At 35.6% G+C, this 25693-nt stretch carries 24 protein-coding genes; 5 read left to right on the top strand and 19 right to left on the bottom strand.

Annotated features, from left to right (window positions below):
* Nucleotides 1–118: 118 nt before the first annotated feature.
* Nucleotides 119–1009: a tyrosine-type recombinase/integrase gene (locus RNZ46_RS11125; protein ID WP_316982274.1), complete on the bottom strand. Its 891-nt coding sequence runs from the start codon at nucleotides 1007–1009 to the stop codon at nucleotides 119–121.
* A 102-nt stretch (nucleotides 1010–1111) separates the two neighbouring features.
* Nucleotides 1112–1306, bottom strand: coding sequence for a 30S ribosomal protein S21 (gene rpsU / locus RNZ46_RS11120; RefSeq protein WP_316982273.1), 195 nt, complete (start codon nucleotides 1304–1306; stop codon nucleotides 1112–1114).
* A 285-nt stretch (nucleotides 1307–1591) separates the two neighbouring features.
* Here rpsU and RNZ46_RS11115 point away from each other — a divergent pair, with 285 nt between their 5' ends.
* Nucleotides 1592–2890: an erythromycin esterase family protein gene (locus RNZ46_RS11115; RefSeq protein WP_316982272.1), complete on the top strand. Its 1299-nt coding sequence runs from the start codon at nucleotides 1592–1594 to the stop codon at nucleotides 2888–2890.
* A 214-nt stretch (nucleotides 2891–3104) separates the two neighbouring features.
* On the opposite strand, the gene RNZ46_RS11110 is transcribed toward RNZ46_RS11115, so the two are convergent.
* From RNZ46_RS11110 to RNZ46_RS11085, 6 genes are all read right to left on the bottom strand, one after another.
* Nucleotides 3105–4271: an acyl-CoA dehydrogenase family protein gene (locus RNZ46_RS11110; protein WP_316982271.1), complete on the bottom strand. Its 1167-nt coding sequence runs from the start codon at nucleotides 4269–4271 to the stop codon at nucleotides 3105–3107.
* A 28-nt stretch (nucleotides 4272–4299) separates the two neighbouring features.
* Nucleotides 4300–5178, bottom strand: coding sequence for a ComEA family DNA-binding protein (locus tag RNZ46_RS11105; RefSeq protein ID WP_316982270.1), 879 nt, complete (start codon nucleotides 5176–5178; stop codon nucleotides 4300–4302).
* A 105-nt stretch (nucleotides 5179–5283) separates the two neighbouring features.
* The gene (locus RNZ46_RS11100) at nucleotides 5284–6930 is read right to left on the bottom strand and encodes an alanine/glycine:cation symporter family protein (RefSeq protein ID WP_316982269.1); all 1647 of its coding nucleotides are present in this window, start codon (nucleotides 6928–6930) and stop codon (nucleotides 5284–5286) included.
* A gap of 107 nt (nucleotides 6931–7037) precedes the next feature.
* On the bottom strand, nucleotides 7038–8051 hold the full coding sequence (locus tag RNZ46_RS11095; protein WP_316982268.1) for a potassium channel family protein: 1014 nt from the start codon (nucleotides 8049–8051) through the stop codon (nucleotides 7038–7040).
* Nucleotides 8048–8275 carry a PspC domain-containing protein gene (locus RNZ46_RS11090; protein WP_311941535.1) on the bottom strand — a complete coding sequence of 76 codons (228 nt, stop codon included), beginning with the start codon at nucleotides 8273–8275 and terminating at the stop codon, nucleotides 8048–8050. Before RNZ46_RS11090 ends, RNZ46_RS11095 begins: the two co-directional genes overlap by 4 nt.
* Before the next feature lie 44 nt (nucleotides 8276–8319).
* Nucleotides 8320–9591, bottom strand: a complete 1272-nt coding sequence (locus RNZ46_RS11085; RefSeq protein WP_316982267.1) for a DUF2851 family protein — start codon at nucleotides 9589–9591, stop codon at nucleotides 8320–8322.
* A 303-nt stretch (nucleotides 9592–9894) separates the two neighbouring features.
* Here RNZ46_RS11085 and RNZ46_RS11080 point away from each other — a divergent pair, with 303 nt between their 5' ends.
* Complete coding sequence (locus RNZ46_RS11080) at nucleotides 9895–10479, top strand: Crp/Fnr family transcriptional regulator (RefSeq protein WP_316982266.1); 585 nt, start codon at nucleotides 9895–9897, stop codon at nucleotides 10477–10479.
* A gap of 201 nt (nucleotides 10480–10680) precedes the next feature.
* Here the strand turns inward: RNZ46_RS11080 and guaB are convergent, their stop codons facing one another.
* From guaB to RNZ46_RS11050, 6 genes are all read right to left on the bottom strand, one after another.
* Nucleotides 10681–12153 (bottom strand): IMP dehydrogenase, encoded by a 1473-nt coding sequence (gene guaB, locus RNZ46_RS11075; protein WP_316982265.1) that lies wholly within the window; start codon nucleotides 12151–12153, stop codon nucleotides 10681–10683.
* A gap of 59 nt (nucleotides 12154–12212) precedes the next feature.
* Nucleotides 12213–12920 (bottom strand): Insecticidal toxin complex protein, encoded by a 708-nt coding sequence (locus RNZ46_RS11070; RefSeq protein WP_316982264.1) that lies wholly within the window; start codon nucleotides 12918–12920, stop codon nucleotides 12213–12215.
* 507 nt (nucleotides 12921–13427) lie between these two features.
* Complete coding sequence (locus RNZ46_RS11065) at nucleotides 13428–13916, bottom strand: Aq_1264-related membrane protein (protein ID WP_316982263.1); 489 nt, start codon at nucleotides 13914–13916, stop codon at nucleotides 13428–13430.
* On the bottom strand, nucleotides 13917–14444 hold the full coding sequence (locus tag RNZ46_RS11060; RefSeq protein WP_316982262.1) for an FMN-binding protein: 528 nt from the start codon (nucleotides 14442–14444) through the stop codon (nucleotides 13917–13919).
* 209 nt (nucleotides 14445–14653) lie between these two features.
* Nucleotides 14654–15817: a hypothetical protein gene (locus RNZ46_RS11055; RefSeq protein WP_316982261.1), complete on the bottom strand. Its 1164-nt coding sequence runs from the start codon at nucleotides 15815–15817 to the stop codon at nucleotides 14654–14656.
* A gap of 167 nt (nucleotides 15818–15984) precedes the next feature.
* Nucleotides 15985–16848: a hydroxymethylglutaryl-CoA lyase gene (locus RNZ46_RS11050; RefSeq protein WP_316984990.1), complete on the bottom strand. Its 864-nt coding sequence runs from the start codon at nucleotides 16846–16848 to the stop codon at nucleotides 15985–15987.
* Nucleotides 16849–16948: 100 nt separating this feature from the next.
* On the opposite strand from RNZ46_RS11050, the gene RNZ46_RS11045 reads away from it, so the two are divergent.
* Both RNZ46_RS11045 and RNZ46_RS11040 read left to right on the top strand, forming a co-directional pair.
* Nucleotides 16949–17908: a T9SS type A sorting domain-containing protein gene (locus tag RNZ46_RS11045; RefSeq protein ID WP_316982260.1), complete on the top strand. Its 960-nt coding sequence runs from the start codon at nucleotides 16949–16951 to the stop codon at nucleotides 17906–17908.
* Nucleotides 17909–18012: 104 nt separating this feature from the next.
* The gene (locus RNZ46_RS11040) at nucleotides 18013–19935 is read left to right on the top strand and encodes a T9SS-dependent choice-of-anchor J family protein (RefSeq protein ID WP_316982259.1); all 1923 of its coding nucleotides are present in this window, start codon (nucleotides 18013–18015) and stop codon (nucleotides 19933–19935) included.
* A gap of 9 nt (nucleotides 19936–19944) precedes the next feature.
* Here the strand turns inward: RNZ46_RS11040 and RNZ46_RS11035 are convergent, their stop codons facing one another.
* Nucleotides 19945–20979: a quinone-dependent dihydroorotate dehydrogenase gene (locus RNZ46_RS11035; RefSeq protein WP_316982258.1), complete on the bottom strand. Its 1035-nt coding sequence runs from the start codon at nucleotides 20977–20979 to the stop codon at nucleotides 19945–19947.
* A 124-nt stretch (nucleotides 20980–21103) separates the two neighbouring features.
* Here RNZ46_RS11035 and pepT point away from each other — a divergent pair, with 124 nt between their 5' ends.
* Nucleotides 21104–22351 (top strand): peptidase T, encoded by a 1248-nt coding sequence (pepT, locus tag RNZ46_RS11030; protein ID WP_316982257.1) that lies wholly within the window; start codon nucleotides 21104–21106, stop codon nucleotides 22349–22351.
* A gap of 239 nt (nucleotides 22352–22590) precedes the next feature.
* Here the strand turns inward: pepT and RNZ46_RS11025 are convergent, their stop codons facing one another.
* The 4 genes from RNZ46_RS11025 to RNZ46_RS11010 all read right to left on the bottom strand — a co-directional run bounded on the left by RNZ46_RS11025 (nucleotide 22591) and on the right by RNZ46_RS11010 (nucleotide 25688).
* Nucleotides 22591–23346, bottom strand: coding sequence for a LytR/AlgR family response regulator transcription factor (locus RNZ46_RS11025; protein ID WP_316982256.1), 756 nt, complete (start codon nucleotides 23344–23346; stop codon nucleotides 22591–22593).
* A gap of 342 nt (nucleotides 23347–23688) precedes the next feature.
* On the bottom strand, nucleotides 23689–24018 hold the full coding sequence (locus tag RNZ46_RS11020; protein WP_316982255.1) for a 2TM domain-containing protein: 330 nt from the start codon (nucleotides 24016–24018) through the stop codon (nucleotides 23689–23691).
* A 12-nt stretch (nucleotides 24019–24030) separates the two neighbouring features.
* Complete coding sequence (locus RNZ46_RS11015) at nucleotides 24031–24333, bottom strand: 2TM domain-containing protein (protein WP_316982254.1); 303 nt, start codon at nucleotides 24331–24333, stop codon at nucleotides 24031–24033.
* A 14-nt stretch (nucleotides 24334–24347) separates the two neighbouring features.
* Nucleotides 24348–25688: a histidine kinase gene (locus RNZ46_RS11010; RefSeq protein ID WP_316982253.1), complete on the bottom strand. Its 1341-nt coding sequence runs from the start codon at nucleotides 25686–25688 to the stop codon at nucleotides 24348–24350.
* Between the last annotated feature and the right edge of the window lie 5 nt (nucleotides 25689–25693).

Genomic DNA, 25693 nt, shown 5'->3' with positions numbered 1-25693 from the left:
TTCTTTTTTAGGTTATTAAATTGATCAAATGTAAATTGCCAATAATCATATTATTTTGATATATACTTAATAATTACGGCTGCTCACATGTTCTTTCTATTAGGTTAAAAATAAACTTTTATTTTTCACTTCTAGGATGTGCCTTTACATGCACTTTTTTAAGTTCGGCTATACTGTTATGCGTATAAACTTGGGTTGACGCTAAACTGCTGTGTCCCAAAAGCTCTTTTACTGCATTTAAATCGGCACCTTGGTTAAGTAAATGGGTTGCAAATGAATGTCTTAATATATGCGGACTCTTTTTTACTTTAGATGATGCCAAACTAAAATAATCATTTATTATTCTGTAAACAAGTGTTTCGTATATTTTAACTCCTTTTTCCGTTAAAAACAGCTTATCGGCATCTGCCATGTGTTCTAATTTATGCCTTGAAGTTAAATATTGCCTTATTGTTTGCGTTACTGAATTTAATAACGGGACGATGCGCTCTTTATTTCGCTTTCCCAGCACTTTTAACGTTTTGTTATCTAAATCAATACTGCTTAGCTTGAGCTCAATCAGTTCTATGCGCCTTATACCTGTGGTATAAAATAATTCGATGATTAGTTTGTTGCGAATGCCCTCGAAATCATCATCAAATTGCATATCATTTAAAACCTTCATGATTTCATCTTCTGAAAAAGGGACTTGAATTTTTTTACTCGTTTTTAAAGCTTTGTGTTTGGCGAGCGGATTGACTTTAATGTCGTCAATTTTTAAAAGAAATTTATAATAGGTGCTTAGCGCTGATATTTTACGATTAACACTTCGGTTTGTTAGTCCGCTTTCTACCAAGGAAACAATCCATTGTCTTATTTGTGGGTAATTAACCTTATTAATGGTATGGGTGCCGTATTCGGTTTTTATGAATGCTGAAAAATTCTCCAAATCATTTTGATAGGCATTTACCGTTAATGCCGAATAGTTTTTTTCTAATCGCAGATAATCTGTGAAGGATTTGAAGGACATTCTTTAAGTTAAAAGTACAAAGTTAAAAGTACAAAGTTTTAAAGGAATAAAAAAAAATCCCGCTTTTAATAAGCGGGATTTTTATTTTATAAGTAGCAGATACTATACTTCTTCTGCATCTCTTAAACTTTGAATGTACTGTGCTTTTTGAATCTGTGCTCTACGTACAACTGAAGGTTTGTTAAACTGTTTGCGTTCTTGCAACTGGTTTTTAACCGTTGTTCTTACAAACTTACGCTTGTAACGCTTTAACGCTCTATCTATATTTTCTCCTTCTTTTACTGGTATTATTAACATAGTGTCTTAACCTCCTCTCTTTTAGAATTTTCAGGCTGCAAATATAGAAAGTAATTTGAAATTCACAATTATAAAATTTATTATTTTTTAAAAATGATTTTTAATGACAAACGATGTTTGATTTAGTCAGAAAAATGATAACTTCGTTTACTTGTGCTGTCCCGTATAAATATAGGGATTGTTTCAGTAACGGTGCACATCAATCTGTTACCAAGCTTATCGAAGTATTAAAACGGATTCATATACTTAGAAGCCATTGTAGAACATTCAAGACAAACATTTCGAATGAAAAAGACACTTTCAATTCTCATATTTATTTTACCATTTCTTATCAGCTCTCAAAATAAGAAAACGATAGATTGGATAACCAATAATTCAATAGAAATTGAAGACTCAAGTCCTGATTCTGAACTAAAAATTTTTAAAAACAATACACCTGATAAATTTACCAATGCTATAATCTATGGGTTTGGAGAAGCTTCTCATAATACAAAAGAGTTTTTTGATATAAAAGCTAAATTTTTCAAACATTTGGTAAAAACTCAAGGTGTAAAAACTTTTATAATGGAAGAATCTTATCAAGCTGAATCTGGAATAAACGAATGGATAGGTGGCGGAAAAGGAGATGTTAAAACAATTGCTAAAAATTTTAATATCGGTTTTTGGCATACTAAAGAAATTGTAAACTTATTGCAATGGATGAGAAACTATAATTTAAATAAAACGAAAGAAAATCAAATTCGATTTTATGGAATGGATATTCAAACAGGTAAAAATCTTAGCAAAGAAATACGAGAATTTATTAAAAGCCATAACATCAATATCGAGGAAAACCTTCTAATGATTGCAGATAGTTGCTCAAACAAAAAAATAGATTATGGCAAATCTGAAAATTGGTGGCAAGTAAAACTCCCAGAATTAAATAAACTAAAAAAACAAATACTGAATTCACAAATAAAAGATGAAGACTTTAAACCTGTAATAAGGAGTTTAGATTATTTAATAAATTACACTCTATATGCATCAAAGGTTAAAACTAAAAACCCAGAAAGTACTGAATTTAGAGACTTGAAAATGTTCGAAAATGTAAAATACATTGTAGAAAATGAATCTAGAAATAGTAAAACTTTTATATGGGCTCATAATGAGCATATTAACAAAAGGGAAATGTATTACACAGGAAGCAATATAATTAATTTAGGTCGTCATTTAAAAGATTATTATAAAGAAGATTACTACAGTCTAGGTTTCGACTTTGGTGTTGGAAAAATAATTGGTTTTGTAATTGATAAAAAGAAAGGGAATCATTGGAAAACTTACCAAATAGAAAAACCGTTTAAAAAAACATATGCTAAGACACTAATGGCCGTCGATAAAGACATTTTTTTTATTGATTTTCAGAAAGCAGTTGAAAGTGGTTCTTCTAATTTTTTTAATAAAAAGAACAAACATTTATTAATTGGTGGTGGAGGTTATCAACCTAAACCACTACACAAGATTATGGTTAGTAAAATTTACACAAAAACATACGACGGATTAATTTTTGTAAAAAAAATATCAGTACCGAATTATAAGTTAGATTAATAAATAAACAAAACAATTTTAAATTTAAAACTATAGGCAGCAAATAAGCACGTTAGGGCTTGTAATCCTTTTTATCAATAATGATTTTTGCGAATGGAAAAACCATTTTCGCAAAACCCATTAATCAAAATTAAGTGGCTGGCTTGTAATCCTTTTTATCAATAATGATTTTTGCGAATGGAAAAACCATTTTCACAAAATTCATTAATCAAGATTAAGTGGCTGGTTTATAATCCTTTTTATCAATAATGATTTTTGCGATAATCTCTTTTAAGATTTCAGAAGTGCCTCCACCTATTGGCCCTAAGCGGCTATCGCGCAGCAGTCTTGCCATGGGGTAATCTTCCATATAGCCGTAGCCACCTAAAAATTGGAGACATTGGTAAATAACCTCGTCGGCCATTTTGGTAGATTTAAGCTTGGACATCGACGCTTCTTTTACCACGTACTCGCCTTTGTTTAATCTGTAAGCCACTGCGTAGTTAAAGGTTTTACATATTTCCATGTCGGCATAAAGTTCAGCTACGGTGTGGCGTAAGGCTTGAAATTTATCGATGGATTTTCCAAAAGCCATACGCTCAGACATGTATTTTAGTGCATACTCCAAAGCGTATTCTGCTCTGGCATGTGCGTTTACGCCCATAATTAAACGCTCTAACGAGAAATGCTGCATAATATACGGGAAGCCTTTATTTTCTTCGCCCAACAAATTGCTTGCCGGAACCTTAACATTATCGAAAGCTATTTCTCCGGTATCGGATGCCCGCCAACCCAACTTATCCAATTTGGTTGCCGACACACCTGGTGTTTCTCTATCGATAACAAAAATACTAATGCCTTTGTTGCCCAATTCGGGGTTTGTTTTGGCCGCTACTACCAAATAATCGCTTACCACGCCATTGGTGATAAATGTTTTTGATCCGTTTATAATATAATGGTCGCCATTTTTAACCGCTGTAGTGCGCATGCCCGCTACATCGCTACCGCCAAAAGGTTCGGTAATGCACAAGCATCCTATTTTGTCGCCAGCAATACTTGGTGCTAAATAATGCTCCTTAATGTCGTGATTGCCTTCGGCATTAAGATGCGTCATGGCCAAATAACAGTGCGCCCAAATGGCTGCGGCAAAACCACCAGAGTTTATTTTTTGAAGCTCTTCAAGAAGAATAACGGTATAAAAAAGGTCTAAATTCAGTCCGCCATAAGCCTCCGGGTAATTGATTCCGAAAAAGCCCATATCGCCCATTTTTTTCCATATGAAATGTTCAATATGTCCATTGCTTTCCCATTTATCAATATGCGGAACGACTTCTTTGGTTAAAAAATCCTGTAAACTTTTTCTAAAAAGTTGATGCTCTTCGGTGAAGTACATTGTATCCATTAGCGTTTTTTTCTTTCAATTCGATTGCCTAATCTATCGACAAATATAATTTAATTATCTCGAATTTATTTACAGGAAAGTCTTTAACTTTTTTTAATTCGTCTAAGGATTTGTACCCGTCTCTTAATTTACGTTGCTCAACAATTTCGTGTGCCAAATCGTAATCGATATGCTGTATGGTAACCAGGTCTTCGATTTCAGCGTTATTTATATTGATTTTTTTGATTTGTCTTGGGGTTTTAACGGTAAACTGATCCGTGATTTTTTCAATGACTTCAGGTTTTAGTCCGTAAACATCCTGAAGCTGAACATCGGCAATAAAACCACCGGAAAATGAGTTTCTTAATTTTACAATACGCTCAGAATAATAGGCTCCCACACCATTTACTTTTTGTAATTGCTTTGCAGTTGCTGTATTTAAATCTTGTTTTTGAGCAAAGGTTTTTGGTGTATTGTTGTACACCACGGCATTGGTTTTTGGTTTGGGATTTGTTACCCAATCGGGGAATTTAAAATAAGGCGATATGGCCTTTAAAAGCGAATCTGATATTTTGGTGACTTGCTGAAACTCTTTAGTGCTGTTTACCCATTTGCCCTGTTTTCTAAAGGCATGCAAGCGGTCTATTTCTTCGTTTGACATACCCAAGGAAGCACCTTTATAATCGGTAATATAATTGGGGTTGAAAGGATAAATTTTTGGTTGTCTCGATTCAAGTTCAACACGTTTTAGGGAATCAATTTCTTTTTGAAACTTTAAGAGTTCGTGTTGACTTACCGTTATCGCATTTGATTCGTTACCAGTTAACGGCACAACATAAAAATAAACAGCCTGTAGAATTATGATTAAAAGTATCAATAAAAAAATCCCATTTCGTTGCTCTTTAGAAAACGTGAAATGGGATTTCATCTGTATACATTTATGGTTTTTAATTAGTAAAATGCAACAGCCTTATAATTATCTTTAATGGACAAAATTCAGTTTGGCTGTTTCAAATTATTCCTTTTCATAGCATTACTTCTTCTCTTTACTCGCTTTAATGGCGCCCATATATTTACTCATTTCTTCTTTTACTTTAGGAAATAAGAAGAAAAGCCCAATCATGTTCGGGAAAACCAATGCTAAAATCATAGCATCAGAGAATTTAATTACCGCATTAAGCGTGGTTGAAGCTCCAATAACCACAAAAATTAAAAACAAAACTTTATAGGCTAAATCTGCTCCTTTGCCTCTACCGAATAAAAATTTCCAAGATTGCAACCCGTAGTACGACCACGATATCATGGTTGAAAAAGCAAACAAAATAATGGCAACCGTTAACACATATGAAAAGTGAGGTATCACAGCGTCAAACGCCCTAGAGGTAAGCTCTACGCCCCCAACGGCTTTACCTGTTTCCTTTAAAATAACATTTCCGCCGCCGTCGCCTCCATAAGTAAATGCCGCTTGAACGGTTGATACATCATCCATATTAAAAAAGATAATCACCAAAGCGGTCATGGTACAAATAACCACGGTATCGATAAATGGCTCCAATAAAGCAACAACACCTTCTGAAGCTGGATATTTGGTTTTTACGGCAGAATGTGCAATGGCCGCAGAACCTGCCCCGGCTTCATTTGAGAAAGCCGCACGTTGAAACCCAACAATAAGCACCCCAACGATTCCACCTAATCCCGCCATGGGCGTGAAGGCTCCTTCTATAATTAAAGTAAAGGCATCATCGATAAATCTATAATTGGCACCAATAATAATTAAGGCTGCCAACACATAAATACCAGCCATAAAAGGCACTATTCTTTCAGTTACGGTAGCTATTCTTTTAATACCTCCAATAATTACAATGGCAACTATTACGGCAATAACCAAGCCTATCCAAAAGCCAGCCGTTTGAAAATTCCATCCCACCAAATCGGATAATTGTTGCGCCGCTTGATTGGATTGAAATGCATTACCGCCACCAAACGAAGCCCCCACACAAAGTATGGCGAACAATACCGCTAAAAATTTCCCTATACCTTTAAAACCGCGCTCTTGCAATCCTTTTGACAAGTAATACATGGGGCCGCCATAAACGGTTCCATCCTCGCCAACATCTCTATATTTTACACCCAATGTACATTCAACAAATTTTGTAGACATGCCTATTAACCCACAAACAATCATCCAAAAAGTGGCGCCCGGTCCACCAATAGCAATAGCCACGGCAACACCAGCAATATTACCCAAACCTACGGTACCGGAAACGGCCGTTGCCAAAGCTTGAAAATGGCTTACTTCACCTTCTTTACTTTCATCTCGAATCGTATCTGGCAAATCGCCATCAACAATATTAACTGCTACTTTATCTTCAGCATGGTGACCGCCTTCAATATCATCATATTTTCCTCGAACCGTATTTATAGCCAAAGGAAATCTTCGAATATTAGGAAAACCAAAATAGATCGTAAAAAACGTGGCTCCCAATACCAATAAAATTACCACAAAAGGAACATTATATACGCCTAAGCTTACAGGTGTTAAAACAAAGCCTTCCCACCAATCTGCAACGGGCTGGAAAGCCTTATCGATGCGTTGGCCAAAACTTAATTCTTCGATGTCTTGTGCGTATGTTAAAATGGGTAATAATAATGTGAAAATTGAAAGAAGACACTTCTTCATAATTGTCTATTGTTAGTTAGTTTTATTAAGGAATTTATATTTAAGGCTAGCAAGATGCTAAAAATATTTGATTTTTTAAAACAATTGGCTGTTAAATAGAGAATCCGCTAATCAATATTATATACAGAATTAAGCACTTCAATTTGCTCTGGCCGACCTAAAACTATAATTTTTGAATGCGGTGCAAGATCCAAATCAGCTTCGGGATTTACTATATATTCGCCGTTTTCATCTTTATATCCAATCACAGAACAACCGGTTTTTTTTCTAAGATCTAAATCTTTAATGGTTTTTATTTCTTTGGTAAGTTTTTCGACAGCAATCTCTTCAATATTTATATTGGATTTCCCAACGATTGACAGGTTGTCCACAAATTCCATGAGTCCCGGAACCACGACCAACGAAGCCATGTGGTCGCCACCAATTTTATCTGGTAAAATAACATTGTTGGCACCTGCAAGTTTTAATTTTTTATACGAGGTTTCTTGAGAAGCGCGACTTATAATGTTTATATCCTTATTAATTTGTCGGGCAGAAAGTACGATAAATAAATTATCGGCATCGTTTGGCAAAGCCGTTATTAAACACGATGCTCTATCAATTCCCGCCTGCAATAAGGTGTCATCTTCACTGGCGTTACCCAACACAAACGGGGTTTCTTCATTTCCAGTTTTATCGACTAATTCTTTATTTTTTTCAATAATGACAAATGGTTTATTGTAGGCAAATAATTTTCTTGCAGCTTGTCTTCCATTTCTTCCGTAACCACAAATTATAATGTGGTTTTTTAAACTATCAATCTTTTTCTGCATCTTTTTTTGTTTTAATTCTTCAAAATTATTCTTACTTAAAATATATTCGGTAATCACAGATAAGGCATATCCTAATATAATAACACTTGTTAAAATTAAAAATATAGTGAAAATTTTTGTGGCATCATCTAATGGGTGAACCTCTTTAAAACCAACAGTAGTTATGGTTATAACGGTCATGTAAAGTGCATCGATCCAGGTGTAATAAGACATCGATTTAAAACCAACAACACCAATGCCCACTAAAAGAATCAACAGAAAAATTGCTGTGTAAATTTTTGTTCTAAAAATTTTTATTAGTGGATTCATAAATCAAAAACCGATGAGCGTTTTGTATAAACCAAATCTTTAACGTGCATCCAAAAAGCCAAAAATAAGTAGAGTGCAAAACCAAAACCAACGGTTACAAAAGTAAGATACATAAACGTTGTACGCACCACTTTAGCCCGAATACCAAACCTGTCTGCAATTCGCTGACAAACATAATATCCGTGCTTTTGAAAAAACAATAAGGGTTTGTAGAAAATGTTCATGTTGCAATTTAACACTTCCTTTTATAGTTTAAAAGTTTATACCTTTATTTGTTTAAAAGTGTGTTTCCCACGGCACATTGCAAGCATTTATTTTTACTGCAATATTCATTTTTTAGCTGAAGCAACCCTTGGGATTGTAAAGCGGAAGTCGATACTTTTTTAAGCGCATTGAATTTTTCGATAACACTGTTATTTTCTGAAGAAATGTGCTGCATTAGCTTTACGATATCTGCTTCAACCTGTTTGCCTTGATACTTTGCATAAGCGAATTTTATAGGAATAATGGTATTAATCATTAACAAATCGATAAACGTTTTGGTGAGTTGTTTTTTTGATGTTTTTGAAACTTTATCGAACGTGTAATGCGAGTCCCAAAACGCTGATGTTTGTACCGAAAATAGGGTGTAAAAATCTTCAATATTGTTTATTGTATTAAGTTTTGAAAACAGATTTTGCTCTTTGTGATATAAGCTTGCTAATTGCGATAAGCGTACGGTTGGAAAATTTGGTGGCCGTAATCTAAAAAACTGAACCGAGGTTACATTGTTATTGTTTAATGTAAATTTCTGTTTTAAAAATTGATATTCTTTTACTAAATTTTGAAAATAAGCATCTTCAACATCAGCGTTCAACAAATCAGCTTGACCAAAAAACAAGGCTTCCAAACTGGTTTGGCTATTTTGCAGTTTTCTAATAATTGAAAAATCTACAGTATTTGCCATACTTAAAAAGGCATCGGCATTAACTTTAAGTCCGAAATTTTTGGCAAGCATTTTAAATAAAACGGCCTCCCAATCGTTTTTTGATGTTTTTAAAAGTTGGTTTATATCTTCAGATTTTCGCTCCAATCGCTCAAAATACAAACGCTCTAACCAATTTTGGATTATAAAACCGTCAACACTTTCAAATTCATTTTCACAATTAATCCAATGATTCTTTTTAGAAAACAATTTATTGTAATTATTTAACGCCGAAGTAAAGGTGTAATCTTTCAGCTCCAAAGTGGGTATTGCCGTGTTATTCTTTCTGTAAATATTGGTATCGTGTTCCCAAACCACGTGTAGAATTACATTATCATAAGTCTTGTCTTGCTCGTGATTGTGCAAAAACCAATCGGAAGATTTAATATGAATTTCTACATTTCCCGCCCAAAGCTGGTCGTCAATTTTTAGTTGGGCGTTAAAAAAATCAGGTCCAGAATTGCTATTGTGTTGTCCAACCGAAACTATGGAAACCGGTTCTGCATCGGTGGTTTTTAAATTAGATGCATCAAATTTTTTGTGTTGCCAGACGTAATGTAGAAAATCCTCTTGCATACAACTAAAATAGAAAAAGAATTGAAAACTTATTATTTATGAAGCATAATTAAGACGGCTCCTGTTATAGTTTTAACGTACTTAAGCATGTAATTAAAACCTTTAATTGTTAATTTATACAATCTCAACAAACTTATTTTCAACACAGTAAAGTATTATATGATATTAAAAGGAAGGAATCTCATCATAAAAGCAACGTGTTTTTTTGCATTAAAGTAGATTGACTAGTTTATCATATAATATAACGACTTTAATATGCGCATAAAGCGATTTTTCGTACTTTAAAGGTTTAATTTACTCAGGGTGGATACTCACACTTACATAGCAAAAAAAATATTCAAAAATCTTACTTTCTCAAATCAAGAAATAAAGATTATTGATGCTTTGTTTCATAAAGAAACCTACAAAAAAGGCGCAATATTGTTAAAAGCCGGCGATGTAGTTGATGCGCAATATTATATTGAAGATGGATGCTTACGCTCCTTTCATATAAATTCTAAAGGAAAGGAATATACGGTACAGTTTGGTTGCAATGATTGGTGGATGAGTGATTTTACCGCGTTTTTTTCAAATTCAAAAGCCATACTTACCATAGAAGTGCTGCAAGATGCTACGTTGTACCGGATTTCGAAAGAAGATAAAGACTTTTTGTATGCGAAAATACCCAAAGTAGAAACCTTTTTTAGGATAAAATTAGAGCGTGCGTTTGCTGCCTTCCAAAAGCGTATTTTGGCAAGTTTATCTCAATCTGCAACCGAACGCTACATTAATTTTGTTAATACTTTTCAGAGTATCCAGCAATGTTTAAAAAACTATCATATTGCATCTTATTTGGGTATTACCACCGAAAGTTTGAGTCGCATTAGAAAAGAATTATCAAACAACTGAATTTATTATCATACATCAATTTTTTTGACGATTTATCATCATACATTTGCTACATCGTTGAGATTGACAACATACTTCTTGTAAGTCCCTATGATTAATAGCAAAAGTAAAAGCGCATATACTATATGCGCTTTTTTTATATATCATCTTTTAATAAAATGTACTCCCGACAATAAATCGGCTCAATAAGCTCATTAAAAACTATCTTGAATAGTTAGGAGATTCTTTGGTAATGGTAACGTCGTGCGGATGGCTTTCGTTAATACCACTCGCCGTGATTTTCACAAAGCGCCCAGTTTCTTTTAGCGTTGCGATGTCTTTAGCGCCACAATATCCCATGCCAGCACGTAAACCACCGATAAATTGGTGAATGCTTTCGTATAAATCGCCTTTGTACGGCACACGCCCAACAATACCTTCTGGCACTAATTTTTTAATATCGTCTTCAACATCCTGAAAATAACGGTCTTTACTACCCTGTTTCATGGCTTCAACAGAACCCATACCTCGATACGATTTAAACTTTCGACCTTCGTAAATAATGGTCTCTCCGGGCGATTCTTTGGTTCCCGCTAAAAGCGAACCAAGCATCACCGTATCTGCTCCCGCAGCAATTGCTTTGGGTATATCGCCAGTATAACGGATGCCGCCATCTGCAATTACCGGAACACCACTTCCTTTTATAGCCTCGGCGACTTCTATCACTGCCGAGAACTGTGGAAAACCAACACCTGCGATAACGCGCGTGGTACAAATAGAACCTGGACCAATACCAACTTTTACGGCATCGGCACCGGCATCAACCAAATATCTTGCTGCTTCGGCCGTTGCAATGTTGCCCACAATCACATCAAGGTCTGGGAATTTGGATTTTATTTCTTTTAACACCAACACCACGCCTTTTGTGTGCCCATGCGCCGTATCGATAACTACGGCATCAACACCGGCGTTTACTAAAGCTTCTGCCCTTTCAACCGCATCACCGGTAACGCCAATGGCCGCAGCCACACGTAAACGGCCGTATTGGTCTTTATTGGCATTGGGTTTTTGGGTAACTTTTGTAATATCCCTAAAGGTAATTAAACCCGATAGTTTAAAGTTATCATCAACAATAAGTAGCTTTTCAATTTTATGTTTTTGGAGAATCTTTTCAGCATCTTGCAACGAGGTGCCTATAGCTGATGTAACTAGATTTTCACTCGTCATAACCTCACTAATTAGCCGCGTGTTATCGTGTTCGAAACGCAAATCGCGATTGGTAACAATGCCTTTTAACGTGCGGTCTTCACTAACAATAGGAATACCTCCAATACCATATTCGGCCATATATTGTTTAGCATCACCAACCTTTGCATTGAGTGGTAAAGTAACCGGATCGATAATCATACCGCTTTCCGCACGCTTTACCCTTCTAACTTTTAAGGCCTGCTCTTCAATTGTCATGTTTTTGTGCAGTACACCAATGCCGCCTTCTTGCGCCATAGCTATGGCCATTTTACTTTCGGTAACGGTATCCATGGCCGCCGAAATAATGGGCACGTTAATGGTAATGTTGCGTGTGAATTTGGTTTGGATATTGACCTCGCGAGGAAGTACTTCTGAGAATGCTGGAACCAAAAGAACGTCGTCGTAAGTTAAACCTTCTCCTAATATTTTATTTTGTTGTGAAGTCATTTTGCAATTAGCGTTAAATTGCGTGCAAATATACAATATAAATATCAAGTAATTGTTAATTATTTGTATCTGTTTTTGCAATACGCCCTCAATGTATCGAAGGCGTATTTATATCGCGCTTCGGCTTTTGAAAGGTTGCCTTTAAACCGAATGGCCTTTGGCACCACCCACGCATACAAAAATGTTCCTTTAGCGATACGCTGAAACTTCTTCAGGCTTCGTTCGTCCATGGTTTTGTAAATAGGAGCAATCCAAAAATATTGCTCTTTGTACAGCATATCCCTATCCCATTGCACAGCGTTGTTCCCTGTGAATATTTTATGGGATTGGTATATTGAATTTAACGACACAAAGGCATCGTTAAAAACCAATTCGCTGCCACTATTGGCATACTTTAAAATTCTTTTGCTCGTAAATATGGCAAAGGGAAACGATTCCATTGTACGTAATTTGGTAGAAATATAGTGTGCCATTTTAACCCAAACTACCTCGTGCCCTTTTTTATCAAGCTCGTTGTACAACCACATGTAAAAAGCTTTACGCTGGTTAATATTACTGTATTCTTTTGGTAAATTATGGATTAAATTATAGTGATTGGCGCGCTGCCAAACCAAGGTGTTTTTTAGTCGGTCTGATTTTAACCAATCTGATGATGACAGATTTTGCTTTTGAGTGGTTTTTTGGTAGGTTTTTAGGTTTCTCCATTCTTTGGCTGAAACGGAATTGCTGAAAATTATAATTATTATAAAAAGATTTTTCCATCGCATGATTGAATAAAAATACGGAAAAAGCATCGCGTGTTCCGCAGTAAATATATTTTTTTGATACGTTCATTTTGTCTTGATACAAAACGAACCAAAAAATTAAAACGATTTATTAGGAAATTGCTGTGCACCATTGGCTTTGGTGCATGATACTTTAAAATATTTATCTAGCTTTTATTTTATATTCCTTGATTTGGAATTCAAACCTCTTTTATACAGCTCATTATCTCTGAAAATCGCTGATTCCGACGCTGTCGTAACTTCAAGTAATTATATTTTACTGAGGTAATTATTAAGTATTTAGAATCTGTTGTGCATTTTGAATGGAAAAAATTATCAATATGTCAATTCGAGTGATTTTGAGGCACGAAAAATTGTATCGAGAATCAATTTCAATTTAAAATTCTTATTCTCGATACAAATTTTACTCATTCCAATCGTAAAATTCACTCGAATTGACAGAATTTTTTCAAAATGCACAACGGGTTATTTAGAATAACAGCATACTAATTATCTTTTTTGAAATAATTGTTTTAATATTATTAATACGGATAGAGAATAGGTAAGAGTCATTAAAATACCAGAAAACATAACAATATACTTCATCCAAAGCATGCCTTTCCATAAGAGATACAATCCGCCAAAGGTGAGCATGACCGATACAAATGGCTCCACAATTAAGAACAATTTAAGCTTGTTGTTTAAGTTTGTTATGGCTACCAAAAGCCCGACTAAAAAGAAAATAATAGCCATGGATAAAATATGGTTATGCACCAAGGTTAGCATTTCTTGATCGCTTTTTTTAAAGCGCATCACGGTGGCATTTTCATCGTCTTCATTGCCTAAATACTGTTCTTCAATACCATTTGGGTTTGTTGAAGATGTTTCGCCAACAAACAATAATCCTGTAAAAAAACCTATACTTAATACAATAATAAAAGCACCGATTAATAATTTAATCTCTTTGGGAAGCGTAAATATTAATCCGTTTAGCTGCATTTATAATATATTTTTAGAATGAAGGATTTTTAAAGATTTCAATAAATCGTTCATGGCTTTGGTCATGGAGCGAACCGAAATGGTTGCTCCGGAAATGGCGGCTATATTATCGCCATAATTTAAACTATCGGTTTGGGTTTTACCTGTAAATTGTTTTAACCAGCGTTTGCTGCCAATTTCGGCGCCATAATCTTCGCGATATATGAGTACTTTGGCTTTTAAAACCACTAAATTTTTATCGAGTAATACCAAATAATCAAACTCATCGGTTTTACTTGGCGCTTTTGCAACGTAAGCGTATCCTAAAAGTTCGCTGTCCGTTTCTATTTTGAATAAATTGTTCTCTTCGAATTTTGATGGTAGATTTTTTGCAATGTCTTGAGGGATTGCTTTGGCATTAAACGAAAAGGTTTCAATATTAAAAGTGCTTTTAATTTCTTTATCTACCTTTTTTTGAATGTTTTTTGGAAGCCCAAAAGCCATTAAAAAAAGCGCTGTTAATAATATTGATATGTGTTTAAAACTCATATTGCAAAAGTATTCTTTTTTATTTGTTTTACAAGCCAAATGGTTAGCCACCAAATTTAATTTTAGTGGTTAACCATCGTGCTTGCCCGCGTTAGGGATTGCAGTGGAAAGCCCACAGCACCTTTTTTTGGTGCGAGGACTTGCAACGTAAAGCCCGACCCTCCCGATAGTTATCGGGATTGGGTAACGCCCAAATTATTATTATGGTTTTAGAACCAAACTCCGATTCCGAAGTTTAACTGCCCCATTGATTTGTTGCCAATGGCTGCATTATCTAAAATTTGGTAATCTGCTTTTACCACCGCGCCGTTTGCTACGTGGTAGCTTAAACCGGTAGTCCACTCGTTTCTGTTGTAACCTAGGTTTCTGGCAATGCCTGCATCTTGGGTTGCGGCATGGGTATCGTATTGCTCGTAACGTACAAACGCATCTAGTTTTTGCTCGTTGGTAAGTGGCAATAAATTGTAAGCGGCCTCGGCATACCAACCTTTAAGCTCGCTACCCAAATTGGCACTGTTTAAGTTGTTGTAAGCTGTTGCATCGCTAATTAATGCGTGAATGTACTGCCCACGTGCCGATAAACGTTTGTTGATATAACGGGCATCTAAACCAAACATAGAGATTCCTACATCTGCACCGTCAATCATGTCTACATCGTCTTCTGCCTGTGTGCGACCAAAGTATCCTGAAAGCCCCAAACGCAATCCTTGGATGCCGTAGTAATCTACTTTTGCAGAAAGGTTTGGTGTGTTTATTGTAGATTCTGCTCCTTTTTGACGGCCGTTACGCAAACCATTGCTTCCGCCTAAGGTTTTAGAACCGTTTAACGATGTGAATCCGTTAAAAATATAGGCTTGGTAACGTAAATTAGCGCTGTTAAATCTGCCGGTAACACCTACACCAATTTCTCTCCAAGTTGATGGCACAATGCTTTTATCAACATTTGGACGCTCTACACCGTTATAGGTTGTTGGCTCGTGATATTCGTTTACAATACCCATTGGCACTAACATTAAACCACCACGAATATTAAGGTTATCGTTTAAGCTGTAGTTTAAAAAGGCTTGCTCGATGTACACTTCCTTAACGTGCTCGTATTCAATTTCGGTAACAAATTGTACCTTATCGTTAAACTTGTATCCCAAAAGCATAACCATACGGTGCACATCCATTTTACCGTTTTTTCCTTCGGGTTGGTTGTAGTCAATTTGTGCATATCCGCCAACGGTAATCCCTTTTGATGCGGTCCCGTTTATTATGTTTTGTGCAGCGTTTTGCTGTTGGTTTTTGGTTGAAGTCGTATCTTGACTTACCGTTTGTGCAAAAGCAAATGCACTGAGAAAAATTGCTGAAATTGTGATGACTCTTTTCATTGGTTAAATTTATTGTCTTTATTTAGACTAATTATAAATAGATTTTAATTTTCGATTGCAAAAGTAAAAATGAAAATGACTTCAGCAAAGTTTATTTAGAATTATTTTAAATAAAATTTAACTTTAAAATATAGTGAAGTGAAAATGAAACATGTAACCTGATAAAATTAATGGTACCTATTAAAAATTTTTGAGGCCTCGTTGTAAGCGCTCTCAAAACTAAGGGCATTTAGATTATTATTTTTTTGTGAGGTAAAGTATGATAATAATTTTTCGGTTGGCATGTTGCCAGTTAACTCATCTTTGGCCATTGGGCAGCCACCAAAACCTTGAATCGCGCCATCAAAACGCATGCAGCCAGCTTTATACGCCGCATCTACTTTTTCGAACCACGTGGTTGGCGTGGTGTGCAAATGGGCCCCAAATTCTATGTGTGGGTATTGTGGTATTAAATGTGAAAACAAATAGCTGATGCTTTCCGGATTTGAAGTGCCCACCGTATCGCTTAACGACAAGATTTTAACACCCATGTTATTTAAGCGCTCGGTCCACTCGCCTACTATATTTACATCCCACGGATCGCCGTAAGGATTTCCAAAACCCATGGAAATATACACCACGACTTCTTTATTGCTTTGGTCTGCAATATTCAAAATATCTTCTAAAATCAAAACCGATTGCGCTATCGTTTTATGTGTATTACGCATTTGAAAGTTTTCTGATATTGAAAACGGATAGCCTAAATAATCAATGTCTTTGTGGATGGATGCATTTTCAGCACCTCTTTGGTTGGCAACAATGGCCAATAATTTGCTTTTGGTTTGGCTTAAATCCAATTGCGATAAAACCTCGGCCGTATCAACCATTTGCGGTATGGCTCTGGGCGACACGAAGCTCCCAAAATCTATGGTATCAAAACCAACACGTAATAACGATTGGATATATTGGACCTTATTTGCTGTTGGGATAAATGCCTTTATACCTTGCATGGCATCGCGTGGGCATTCAATTATCTTTACTTTTTTAGGCATTAAACTCATAAATATTTGGACCATAAAAATACTATTATTTTGTAAGGGAGTGCAATTTAATCAGACATAAATATTTATAAACCACTAAGCTATTAATCTGATGAAAAACTATACTTCTTTTACAGTGTTATTATTTTGTTTGTTTTTTTCTAATATTGGCTTTGCACAAAGTGTTGCAAATTACAGTATTGTTTTTGAGAGTTTTTGGGAGACCCCAGCTGAAGACCCAGTAAATGGTATTAGCACTATTGCTTTACCCAGTAATGCACATTGGTCGCCATTAGCTATTGCCACGCATAAAACAGTTAACTCCATTTTAGAAATGGGAGTCGTCGCCTCTGCTGGTATTGAATTGATAGCAGAAGAAGGAAATAATAGCACTTTTCAAAATGAAGTAACAGCGAATCCAGATGCCGATAAATTTGAAATTGGTAGCGGATTAAACGCTGCACAAGGCACAATTACGAAAAATATTCAGGTAAGCTCAAATTACCCTTTTGTAAGTCTCGCTTCAATGATTGCCCCTAGTCCCGATTGGTTTATTGCTGTTAACAGCGAAAATTTAAGATCTGGAAATAATACTGTAAATAACGGATGGAAAGCTTCTTTTACGCTAGATGTGTATCCTTACGATGCTGGTACAGAAGACGGCAATACCTATTCTGGAAGTAATTCCGCTTCAAATCCTATAGGTGTTATTACAAGTTTATCAAACCAGCCGCCTTTTGATGGTGTAAACTCTAATATGAGCCACAGAATTGGTACGGTTACCTTTAATTATATCGATTCTACTTTAAGTCTTGATGATATTGATGTCTTAGAAAATATATCCATTTATCCCAATCCAACCCAAGGAAAAATTACGCTTTCAAACATTAAAAATATCGAATTAAAATCCGCTAAAATTTATAACATTCTAGGGCGATTGGTTAAAGATATACCCATTGAAAAAGGACTATCAAAATTAGAAGTTGATTTATCGCATTTAAATAAGGGTGTTTACCTTCTAAGTTTAAAATCTGCCCATAAAAGCTCAACCAAAAAACTAGTAATCAACTGATTTTAAGTAGCTAATTTTAGATAAGCGATAAAACCTAACGCTTAAACGTTTTTATTATTAATAATTTGCGATAAAATATACATTTGAGCAAATGTTTGCCCCAAATGAATATTTTTACTTCAAAAATTACATTATTTTTTTGCATAGTTGGTTTTACCATGAGTTTGCTGCATGGCCAAAACACAACAACCGACTGTGGTACAACAACTTCCGAAGCTTACATTAAATACATTCAAAGCATAAAGCCTCAACTTGAAACTTTCGAGCAAGCGTTTCTTACTGCTAAAAACAGAAAAGGCGATATTCCGGTAAAAACCGTAAACGCTATTCCTATAAAAGCACATATTTTTAGGCGTTCCAATGGAACGGGCGGCCTCAGTGTTTCTGAACTTAAAAATGCTATTTCTAATTTAAATGACATTTATAAAAATGCTCAAATGGAGTTTTTCCTTTGTGACGGCATTAATTATATTGATGACGACGAACTGCTATTTTTCGATAAAAGAGACGAAAACGCACTAACCGAAAAATACAATGTTGCAGGTTTAATCAATATTTATCTTACAGAATATATTAAAAACGACGCCAATGAAAGTATCTGTGGCTATAGCAATAATGTGGCCAGACAAGATGTAATCGTATTAAAGAATGATTGCGTTACCAACGATTCTACGTTAGCGCACGAAATGGGTCATTTTTTCTCTTTAATACATACGCACGGCCCAAAGAATGATACATTAACAGAAGAGTTGGTTGATGGTAGTAACTGCGATACCACGGGCGATGGCATTTGCGATACACCTGCAGACCCCAAACTTTCTAATAAAAACGTAAATAATTTTTGCGAATATATTGGTACGGAAACCGATGCTAACGGAACTGCATTTAAACCAGATACACAAAATATAATGTCGTATTCCAGAAAAGGGTGCAGAACACATTTTACCGACCAACAATTGGCCCGTATGTACGCTTTTTTTATGACGACAAAAAACTATTTATCCTGTCCGTCGTTTAATGCCGATTTTGTTACGGATGTCAGCCAAACCTGCGAAGAAGATTTAACGGTTCAGTTTAAAAGTAGCTGTAAAAATATAACTAAATGGGAATGGGACATGGATTCTGATGGTGTTATAGATTACACCACTAAAAACCCAAAACACACATACTCTTCTGGGATTTACGATGTTACACTTAGGGTGTCAAACAAATCGAGATCCATTAGTAAAACTTATTCAAAATATATTAAAGTTGGAACACAGCCCGATATTTTAAATGAGGATTTTGACGATTTTGACATCGCCGGAGATAAGGGGTGGACAGCCAACGATGTTTCGGAAAACGGCTATAATTGGTATGTTAATTTTGGTGAAACAGCAACAGAAAATACAGGCCCAAATAGCGACAATTCGAATACCGAAGTTTTAGGAAAATATATTTACGCCGAAGCTTCTGGTGCAAATCCCGGTGATGTCGCCGAATTTATTTCACCTTGTTTCACCATTGACAAAGAAAACTCTGAACTTGAATTTTCGTACCATATGTTTGGTAAAGGTATGGGCGAACTGCATGTGGATTTAAAAACCGAAGACAGCTACATTAACGATGTTGTTCCCGCCATTATTGGTAACCAACAAAGACATCAAAATGATGCTTTTTTAAAAAAGTCTATTGATTTGTCGCCGTACACCAATCAAACCATAAAAGTTAGATTTAGAGCTGTTAGAGGTTCAAATTGGGAAGGCGATATTGCTATTGACAACGTGTTTATTAAAACGATTTACATACCCATATCAGACGAGAGTTTTATAGTGTATCCAAATCCTGTTAAAGATAATTTGCTCTATGTAAAAACCAATGATTCGGAATTAATTTCAAATTTCGAAATTTCTAATTTGGTGGGGCAAACGTTTTTATCTGGCACAGTTTCAAACCGACCCATTGATGTGAGCAACTTAGCTTCTGGCACTTACTTGCTCATTTTAAACGATGGAACATCAAGAGTTCTGAAAAAATTCATTAAATAACAAACTAACTTAACTTTCTTTTAAAATCGCTTGGTTTATGGCTTTAATTAAACGCGGCCCTTCGTATATAAAACCGGTGTAAACCTGAATTAAATCGGCACCAGCATTAATTTTTTCCAAAGCATCTTGGGCAGAATGCACGCCACCAACGCCAATAATAGGAAAGGCTTTATTACTGTTTTCAGAAAGGTATTTAACCACCTTTGTACTTTTTTCCTTTATCGGTTGTCCGCTTAAACCGCCATTGCCAATAGCGTTCAATTGTTGTTCGGTGGCTTTTAATCCGCTTCGATCCATCGAAGTATTGCTGGCAATAACACCATCCAGTTTGGTATCGGCAACCAATTCAATAATTTCATCCAACTGATTGGTATTTAAATCCGGTGCGATTTTTAAAAGTATCGGTTTCTGTTTCTCAAAACTTTTATTGGCATTTTGCACCGCACTTATTAACTCTTCCAAATAATCTTTGTCATTTAACTTGGCATGGCTACCCACATTTGGGCAACTCACATTAAGCACAAAATAGTCCACATAAGGGTGCAAGGCGTTAAAGCATTCCAAATAATCCTTGGTATAATCTTCTGGTTTTGTTTGGGTGTTTTTACCAATATTTCCGCCAATAATCAGTTTGCCTTTATTATGTTTTAATTGATTAATTGCGGCTTCCAGTCCTTCATTATTAAAGCCCATTCGGTTAATAATGCCTTGGTCGTCTTTCAGTCTAAACAATCGCTTTTTCGGGTTTCCGGCTTGTGCCTTTGGGGTTACTGTACCTATTTCGATAAAGCCAAATCCGAAGTTTGCCAACTCCTTGTACAACACCGCATTTTTATCGAAACCTGCCGCTAAACCTACTGGATTTTTAAAGGTTAAACCGAATAATTTTCGTTCTAATCGTTTGTCATTTACAACATACAAGCTCTTAAATAGGGACTCAAATCCAGGGATTTTAGACGTGAATTTTATTAATGAAAACGTAAAATGATGAATCTTTTCGGGGTCGAATAAAAAGAATAGCGGACGAAGTAATAATTTATACATCAATCAATATTTGCGCAAAAATACTTCTAATTAAAAAAATGAGCAATTCAAAAGCTAAAAAACTTATAAGTCGTAACTTTAACCCCTAAATGAGCAATTAATTTTCTCACCAAAATATTATAGAATGATTTCAAAAGAAGGCCTTATAAAACGATTCATAAGTTACGTGACTATTGACACCGAATCGGACCCCAATTCCAACACCACACCAAGCACAAAAAAACAATGGGATTTAGCCAATAAGTTGGCCGAAGAACTTAAATCCATTGGCATGCAAGACGTGAATATAGACAACAACGCTTACATTATGGCAACGCTACCAAGTAATGTGGAACACGAGGTGCCAACCATTGGGTTTATTTCTCATTTTGATACTTCGCCAGATTTTACGGGTGCTAATGTAAAACCACAAATTTTTGAGAATTATCACGGTGGCGATATCTTATTGAATAAGGAAGAAAACATTGTATTATCGCCAGATTATTTCGAAGATTTGCGTCAATATATCGGGCAAACTTTAATTACTACCGATGGCACAACGCTTTTGGGTGCCGATGATAAAGCAGGTGTTTGCGAAATTGTTACGGCCATGGAATATTTAATTAACCATCCGGAAATTAAACACGGTAAAATACGTGTTGGTTTTACGCCAGACGAAGAAATTGGTCGTGGTGCCCATAAATTTGATGTCGAAAAATTTGGTGCAGATTGGGCTTACACGATGGACGGCAGCCAAATAGGGGAATTGGAATACGAAAATTTTAATGCCGCCAGTGCCAAAGTAAAAGTAAAAGGAAAAATTGTGCATCCCGGATATGCCAAAGGAAAATTGATAAACTCCATGTACATGGCTACCGAATTTATAAACTCGTTGCCACGATTGGAAACTCCGGAACATACCGAAGGTTACCAAGGCTTTTTCCATTTAAGCAATATGACTGGAAAAGTTGAGGAAACCGTTTTAGAATATATTATTCGCGACCACGACCGGGAAAAATTTGAAGCCAGAAAAGCCTTATTCGAAAAGCTGGCCAATGAGTTAAACTCGCAATACGAAACAGAAGCCATTGTTGTTGATATAAAAGACCAATATTACAACATGAAAGAAAAAATTGAACCCGTAATGCATATTGTTGATATTGCCGAGGAAGCCATGAAACAACTAAATATCGAGCCCTTAATAAAAGCCATTCGTGGTGGTACCGATGGTTCGCAGCTAAGTTATATGGGATTGCCCTGTCCTAATATTTTTGCGGGCGGCCATAACTTTCATGGGCGATATGAATATGTGCCTGTTGAAAGTATGATAAAAGCCACCGAAGTGATTTGCAAAATTGCAGAGTTAACGGCGATGAAAAAACAAACTATTTAACCCATTGTGCATTTTGAAAAAAAAATGTCAATATGTCAATTCGAGTGATTTTGAGGCACGAAAAATTGTATCGAGAATCTATTTCAAGTTAAAATTCTTATTCTCGATACAAATTTTACTCATTCCAATCGTAAAATTTACTCGAATTGACAGAATTTTTCAAAATGTACAACGGGTAACTACTTAATTAATTGACACTCAAGATTATTTAAAAGTTGGATTTATTAATTGTATGGAAATTACTCCAACCAAGTCTTAAAATCCTTAACGCGCTCTCGGGCTACAATAACGTCTTGTTCGTTATACGATTTTAGCTTTATTTGCAAGCGTGAGTTGGTATAACTTACCATATCTTTTATGGCATTTATATTTACAAAAAACTTACGGTTAATACGATAAAAGGTTCGTGGTTCCAATTCGTTTTCCAAATGCTCCAAAGTGGTATCTAAAAGGTAGTTCCGACCTTCGTTTGTATGCAAATACGTGCCTTTGTTTTCGCTGTAAAAACACTCGATATCATCGATGTTGATGAGTTTTAAATGTTGCCCTACTTTTACCGAAAAGCGTTTTTTATACTCGCGGTCTATGGGGTTTACCAGCAGTTTTTTAATATCGTTAAAATCTAAGGTTACGGCTTGTTGTTGCGGTGCGCGATCTTGGTATTTTTTTACGGCTGTGGCTAAATCGTCTTCGTCAATGGGTTTTAATAAATAGTCGATGCTGTTTAGTTTAAAGGCTTGCAGGGCATATTCATCGTAAGCTGTGGTGAAAATGATGGCGGATTTTATATTGATGGTTTCGAATATTTCGAAGGATAGCCCATCGCTTAATTGGATGTCTAAAAATATTAAATCCGGATGTGGGTTGTTTTGAAACCAGTTGATGGATTCCTCGACGGAATGCAGCATGGTTTTGGCTTCTAAATTTAATTTTTGCAGCATGCGCTGTAAACGTCGTGCTGATGGTTTTTCGTCTTCTATAATTATTACGTTCATTTTATAATTATTCTTTTTTATCATTTCCTTGAAGAAGGAAATCTATTTGTTTTGCCACGAATTCACGAATGTTTTATGAACTTGTTTCTTTAAATATGCTGTACCGACTGCGACTGCTTACTGCCGATTGCGGACTAACCCCGCGTTAGGGATTGAAACGGCATCCTTTTTAAAACTTGATAAAACGAAAATAGCATTAAACTAAAATTAAGCAGATTGCCAGAGTCGTTCCTTCTTCGCAATGACGTTTTAAAAAGATATAGTGGAAAGCCCGACCCGTAGGGTAACGCCCAACTTCTCGATACAATTTCAATTTACATTGAAATTACTCGAAGTGACATATTACTTCCATTGTTTTTTATCTTTATCCATATACTCCCGAATTTTTCGTTCTTCCCAAGATTTACTGAAAACGAGATTTTTTCCGAACACCCCAAGCGCGTGAAAGCCCAAACCGATACCCCAAAAAATGGCGGTTGAAAAGGTGCCGAAGTGCCATAAATTACCATTATTGGAAACCACCATAGTGATGATAAAAATGTTAACTACAACATACCAGAAGGCGTGCCAATAGAAGCCTTTAATTTCTTTTACACGTTTTTTTGCACGGGTATAAGCTTGTTCTTTTTGATAGTTTTGATTTTGATGTGGCTCTAGTTTATAATTTTCCATAATCTTAATGTTTTAATCCCAATGGTTTTCTTCCTTTCTCATAATTTCTTTTATTTTACGCTCTTCCCATTGGCTTACAAAAATTCCTTTTTGAACAAATACCACAAAGGCGTGAATGGCCAAACCAATGCCCCAGCCTATTACCGAAAACCAAAACCATTTGTAGTCCCAGTAGGTTTTGTAGTTTATAAAAATAATAAACGGCGTAAATAAACAGTATGCCAAAAGGTGCTGGTAAAAGCCTTTTATGGCTTCAATGCGCTTGCGGGCTCTTATGGCTTTTTTCTTGGTTTCTAAATCTGGTAATCGTTCCATGGCTAGTGTGCTTTTTAGTCCCAATTATTTTTTTCGTTTTTCATAAACTCTTCCATTTTTCGTTTTTCCCATTTTCTGCCGAATGCGCCATCGTTAACAAAAACCTTAAAGGCTTGAATGGCTAAACCAATGCCCCAACCAAACATAGGGAACCAAAACCATTGGAATCCCCATGAGGTTCTGTAATTGATAAATATTAAAAACGGAATAACTAAAAAGTACGATATAAGGCTATAGTAAAAGGCTTTAAGCTCATCGACATGATTTAACGCCCGCATGTAGCTATCGTCTAAAGCTGATGGTGTTTGTTCTGTTCTCATAATTGATATTTGTTTTGTAAGCATAGGTATGGCAACTGCAAACCTATGGGATTGTTTGTTTACGTTTATTTTTCGGTTGGTAAGTAAGTCGTAGCGCTGCATAATGTTACTTAAGCCCACACCACTACTCTTTTTTACGATTTGTTTGGGCTGCAAATTGTTTTCTATTACCAGACTGTCTCCGTCTTCGTAAATTTTAATATGCAAGGGTTTACTCGAGGTTACCATATTATGCTTTACGGCGTTTTCTAAAAGCAGCTGTAGCGATAGCGGCACCACTTTACTTTCTGGGTTTGATGCCTTTTCGGGCATACTGAAAACAATACTGTCCTCAAAGCGCATTTTTAGCAGCGACATATAGGTTTTGGCAAATTGCAACTCCTCGTCAACCGTTACCAATTCCTTGTTTTTTTGCTCTAAAACATAGCGATATACTTTGGATAGCGATGTGGTAAACTTTTGAGCGTTATCCGGGTTTTCTTCAATTAAACTGGTTAATACATTTAAACTATTGAATAGAAAATGCGGATCTAACTGATTTTTTAAAGCATCGAACTTAGCACTTGCCGTACCTGCAATGACCTTTTGCTCTTTTATTTTGTTTTGCTGATACTTATTATAAAAATAAATAACATGAAAAATGGCAACAATGGTTAAGGTTACCCATAGCCCAAACTGGTAATATTTTAGTTTTTCGTTGGCTAAAAACGTTTCAAAGGTATTGCCCACATAAAACACTGAAGTTGACGCTCGAAGTACAAACAGACCTATTAAAGTGATTACGGTAGATCCAAAAACACCAATAACAATGCGCTTTACCGTCTCGTTTTTTTTCCATTGGCGGCGATCCATATAACCAAAAAAATACATATTGGAATACCCAAGCACAAAAGAATACAGCTGATAAAATGAAAAATCTATTAAAAAATCGCTTACGCTATCAAACTCAAAGCCATCAGAAATAAAATTGGCCACTACAAATACAGCGCATCCAATAACGAAAGTGATAATGATATTTTTAACAGAATTTTTCATGTTGT

Origin of the sequence: Hwangdonia lutea (assembly GCF_032814565.1) — a bacterium.
In the GTDB taxonomy this organism is placed as follows: Bacteria; Bacteroidota; Bacteroidia; order Flavobacteriales; family Flavobacteriaceae; genus Hwangdonia; species Hwangdonia lutea.
Note: the sequence above shows the minus strand (reverse complement) of the source record. Positions and strands in the feature narration are given on the sequence as shown.

What these genes read in the sequence shown, in the direction of transcription:
- RNZ46_RS11125 (WP_316982274.1), bottom strand. Translation starts at nt 1,009, where the DNA reads ATGTCCTTCAAATCCTTCACAGATTATCTGCGATTAGAAAAAAACTAT.
- rpsU (WP_316982273.1), bottom strand. Translation starts at nt 1,306, where the DNA reads ATGTTAATAATACCAGTAAAAGAAGGAGAAAATATAGATAGAGCGTTA.
- RNZ46_RS11115 (WP_316982272.1), top strand. Translation starts at nt 1,592, where the DNA reads ATGAAAAAGACACTTTCAATTCTCATATTTATTTTACCATTTCTTATC.
- RNZ46_RS11110 (WP_316982271.1), bottom strand. Translation starts at nt 4,271, where the DNA reads ATGGATACAATGTACTTCACCGAAGAGCATCAACTTTTTAGAAAAAGT.
- RNZ46_RS11105 (WP_316982270.1), bottom strand. Translation starts at nt 5,178, where the DNA reads ATGAAATCCCATTTCACGTTTTCTAAAGAGCAACGAAATGGGATTTTT.
- RNZ46_RS11100 (WP_316982269.1), bottom strand. Translation starts at nt 6,930, where the DNA reads ATGAAGAAGTGTCTTCTTTCAATTTTCACATTATTATTACCCATTTTA.
- RNZ46_RS11095 (WP_316982268.1), bottom strand. Translation starts at nt 8,051, where the DNA reads ATGAATCCACTAATAAAAATTTTTAGAACAAAAATTTACACAGCAATT.
- RNZ46_RS11090 (WP_311941535.1), bottom strand. Translation starts at nt 8,275, where the DNA reads ATGAACATTTTCTACAAACCCTTATTGTTTTTTCAAAAGCACGGATAT.
- RNZ46_RS11085 (WP_316982267.1), bottom strand. Translation starts at nt 9,591, where the DNA reads ATGCAAGAGGATTTTCTACATTACGTCTGGCAACACAAAAAATTTGAT.
- guaB (WP_316982265.1), bottom strand. Translation starts at nt 12,153, where the DNA reads ATGACTTCACAACAAAATAAAATATTAGGAGAAGGTTTAACTTACGAC.
- RNZ46_RS11070 (WP_316982264.1), bottom strand. Translation starts at nt 12,920, where the DNA reads ATGCGATGGAAAAATCTTTTTATAATAATTATAATTTTCAGCAATTCC.
- RNZ46_RS11065 (WP_316982263.1), bottom strand. Translation starts at nt 13,916, where the DNA reads ATGCAGCTAAACGGATTAATATTTACGCTTCCCAAAGAGATTAAATTA.
- RNZ46_RS11060 (WP_316982262.1), bottom strand. Translation starts at nt 14,444, where the DNA reads ATGAGTTTTAAACACATATCAATATTATTAACAGCGCTTTTTTTAATG.
- RNZ46_RS11055 (WP_316982261.1), bottom strand. Translation starts at nt 15,817, where the DNA reads ATGAAAAGAGTCATCACAATTTCAGCAATTTTTCTCAGTGCATTTGCT.
- RNZ46_RS11050 (WP_316984990.1), bottom strand. Translation starts at nt 16,848, where the DNA reads ATGCCTAAAAAAGTAAAGATAATTGAATGCCCACGCGATGCCATGCAA.
- RNZ46_RS11045 (WP_316982260.1), top strand. Translation starts at nt 16,949, where the DNA reads ATGAAAAACTATACTTCTTTTACAGTGTTATTATTTTGTTTGTTTTTT.
- RNZ46_RS11040 (WP_316982259.1), top strand. Translation starts at nt 18,013, where the DNA reads ATGAATATTTTTACTTCAAAAATTACATTATTTTTTTGCATAGTTGGT.
- RNZ46_RS11035 (WP_316982258.1), bottom strand. Translation starts at nt 20,979, where the DNA reads ATGTATAAATTATTACTTCGTCCGCTATTCTTTTTATTCGACCCCGAA.
- pepT (WP_316982257.1), top strand. Translation starts at nt 21,104, where the DNA reads ATGATTTCAAAAGAAGGCCTTATAAAACGATTCATAAGTTACGTGACT.
- RNZ46_RS11025 (WP_316982256.1), bottom strand. Translation starts at nt 23,346, where the DNA reads ATGAACGTAATAATTATAGAAGACGAAAAACCATCAGCACGACGTTTA.
- RNZ46_RS11020 (WP_316982255.1), bottom strand. Translation starts at nt 24,018, where the DNA reads ATGGAAAATTATAAACTAGAGCCACATCAAAATCAAAACTATCAAAAA.
- RNZ46_RS11015 (WP_316982254.1), bottom strand. Translation starts at nt 24,333, where the DNA reads ATGGAACGATTACCAGATTTAGAAACCAAGAAAAAAGCCATAAGAGCC.
- RNZ46_RS11010 (WP_316982253.1), bottom strand. Translation starts at nt 25,688, where the DNA reads ATGAAAAATTCTGTTAAAAATATCATTATCACTTTCGTTATTGGATGC.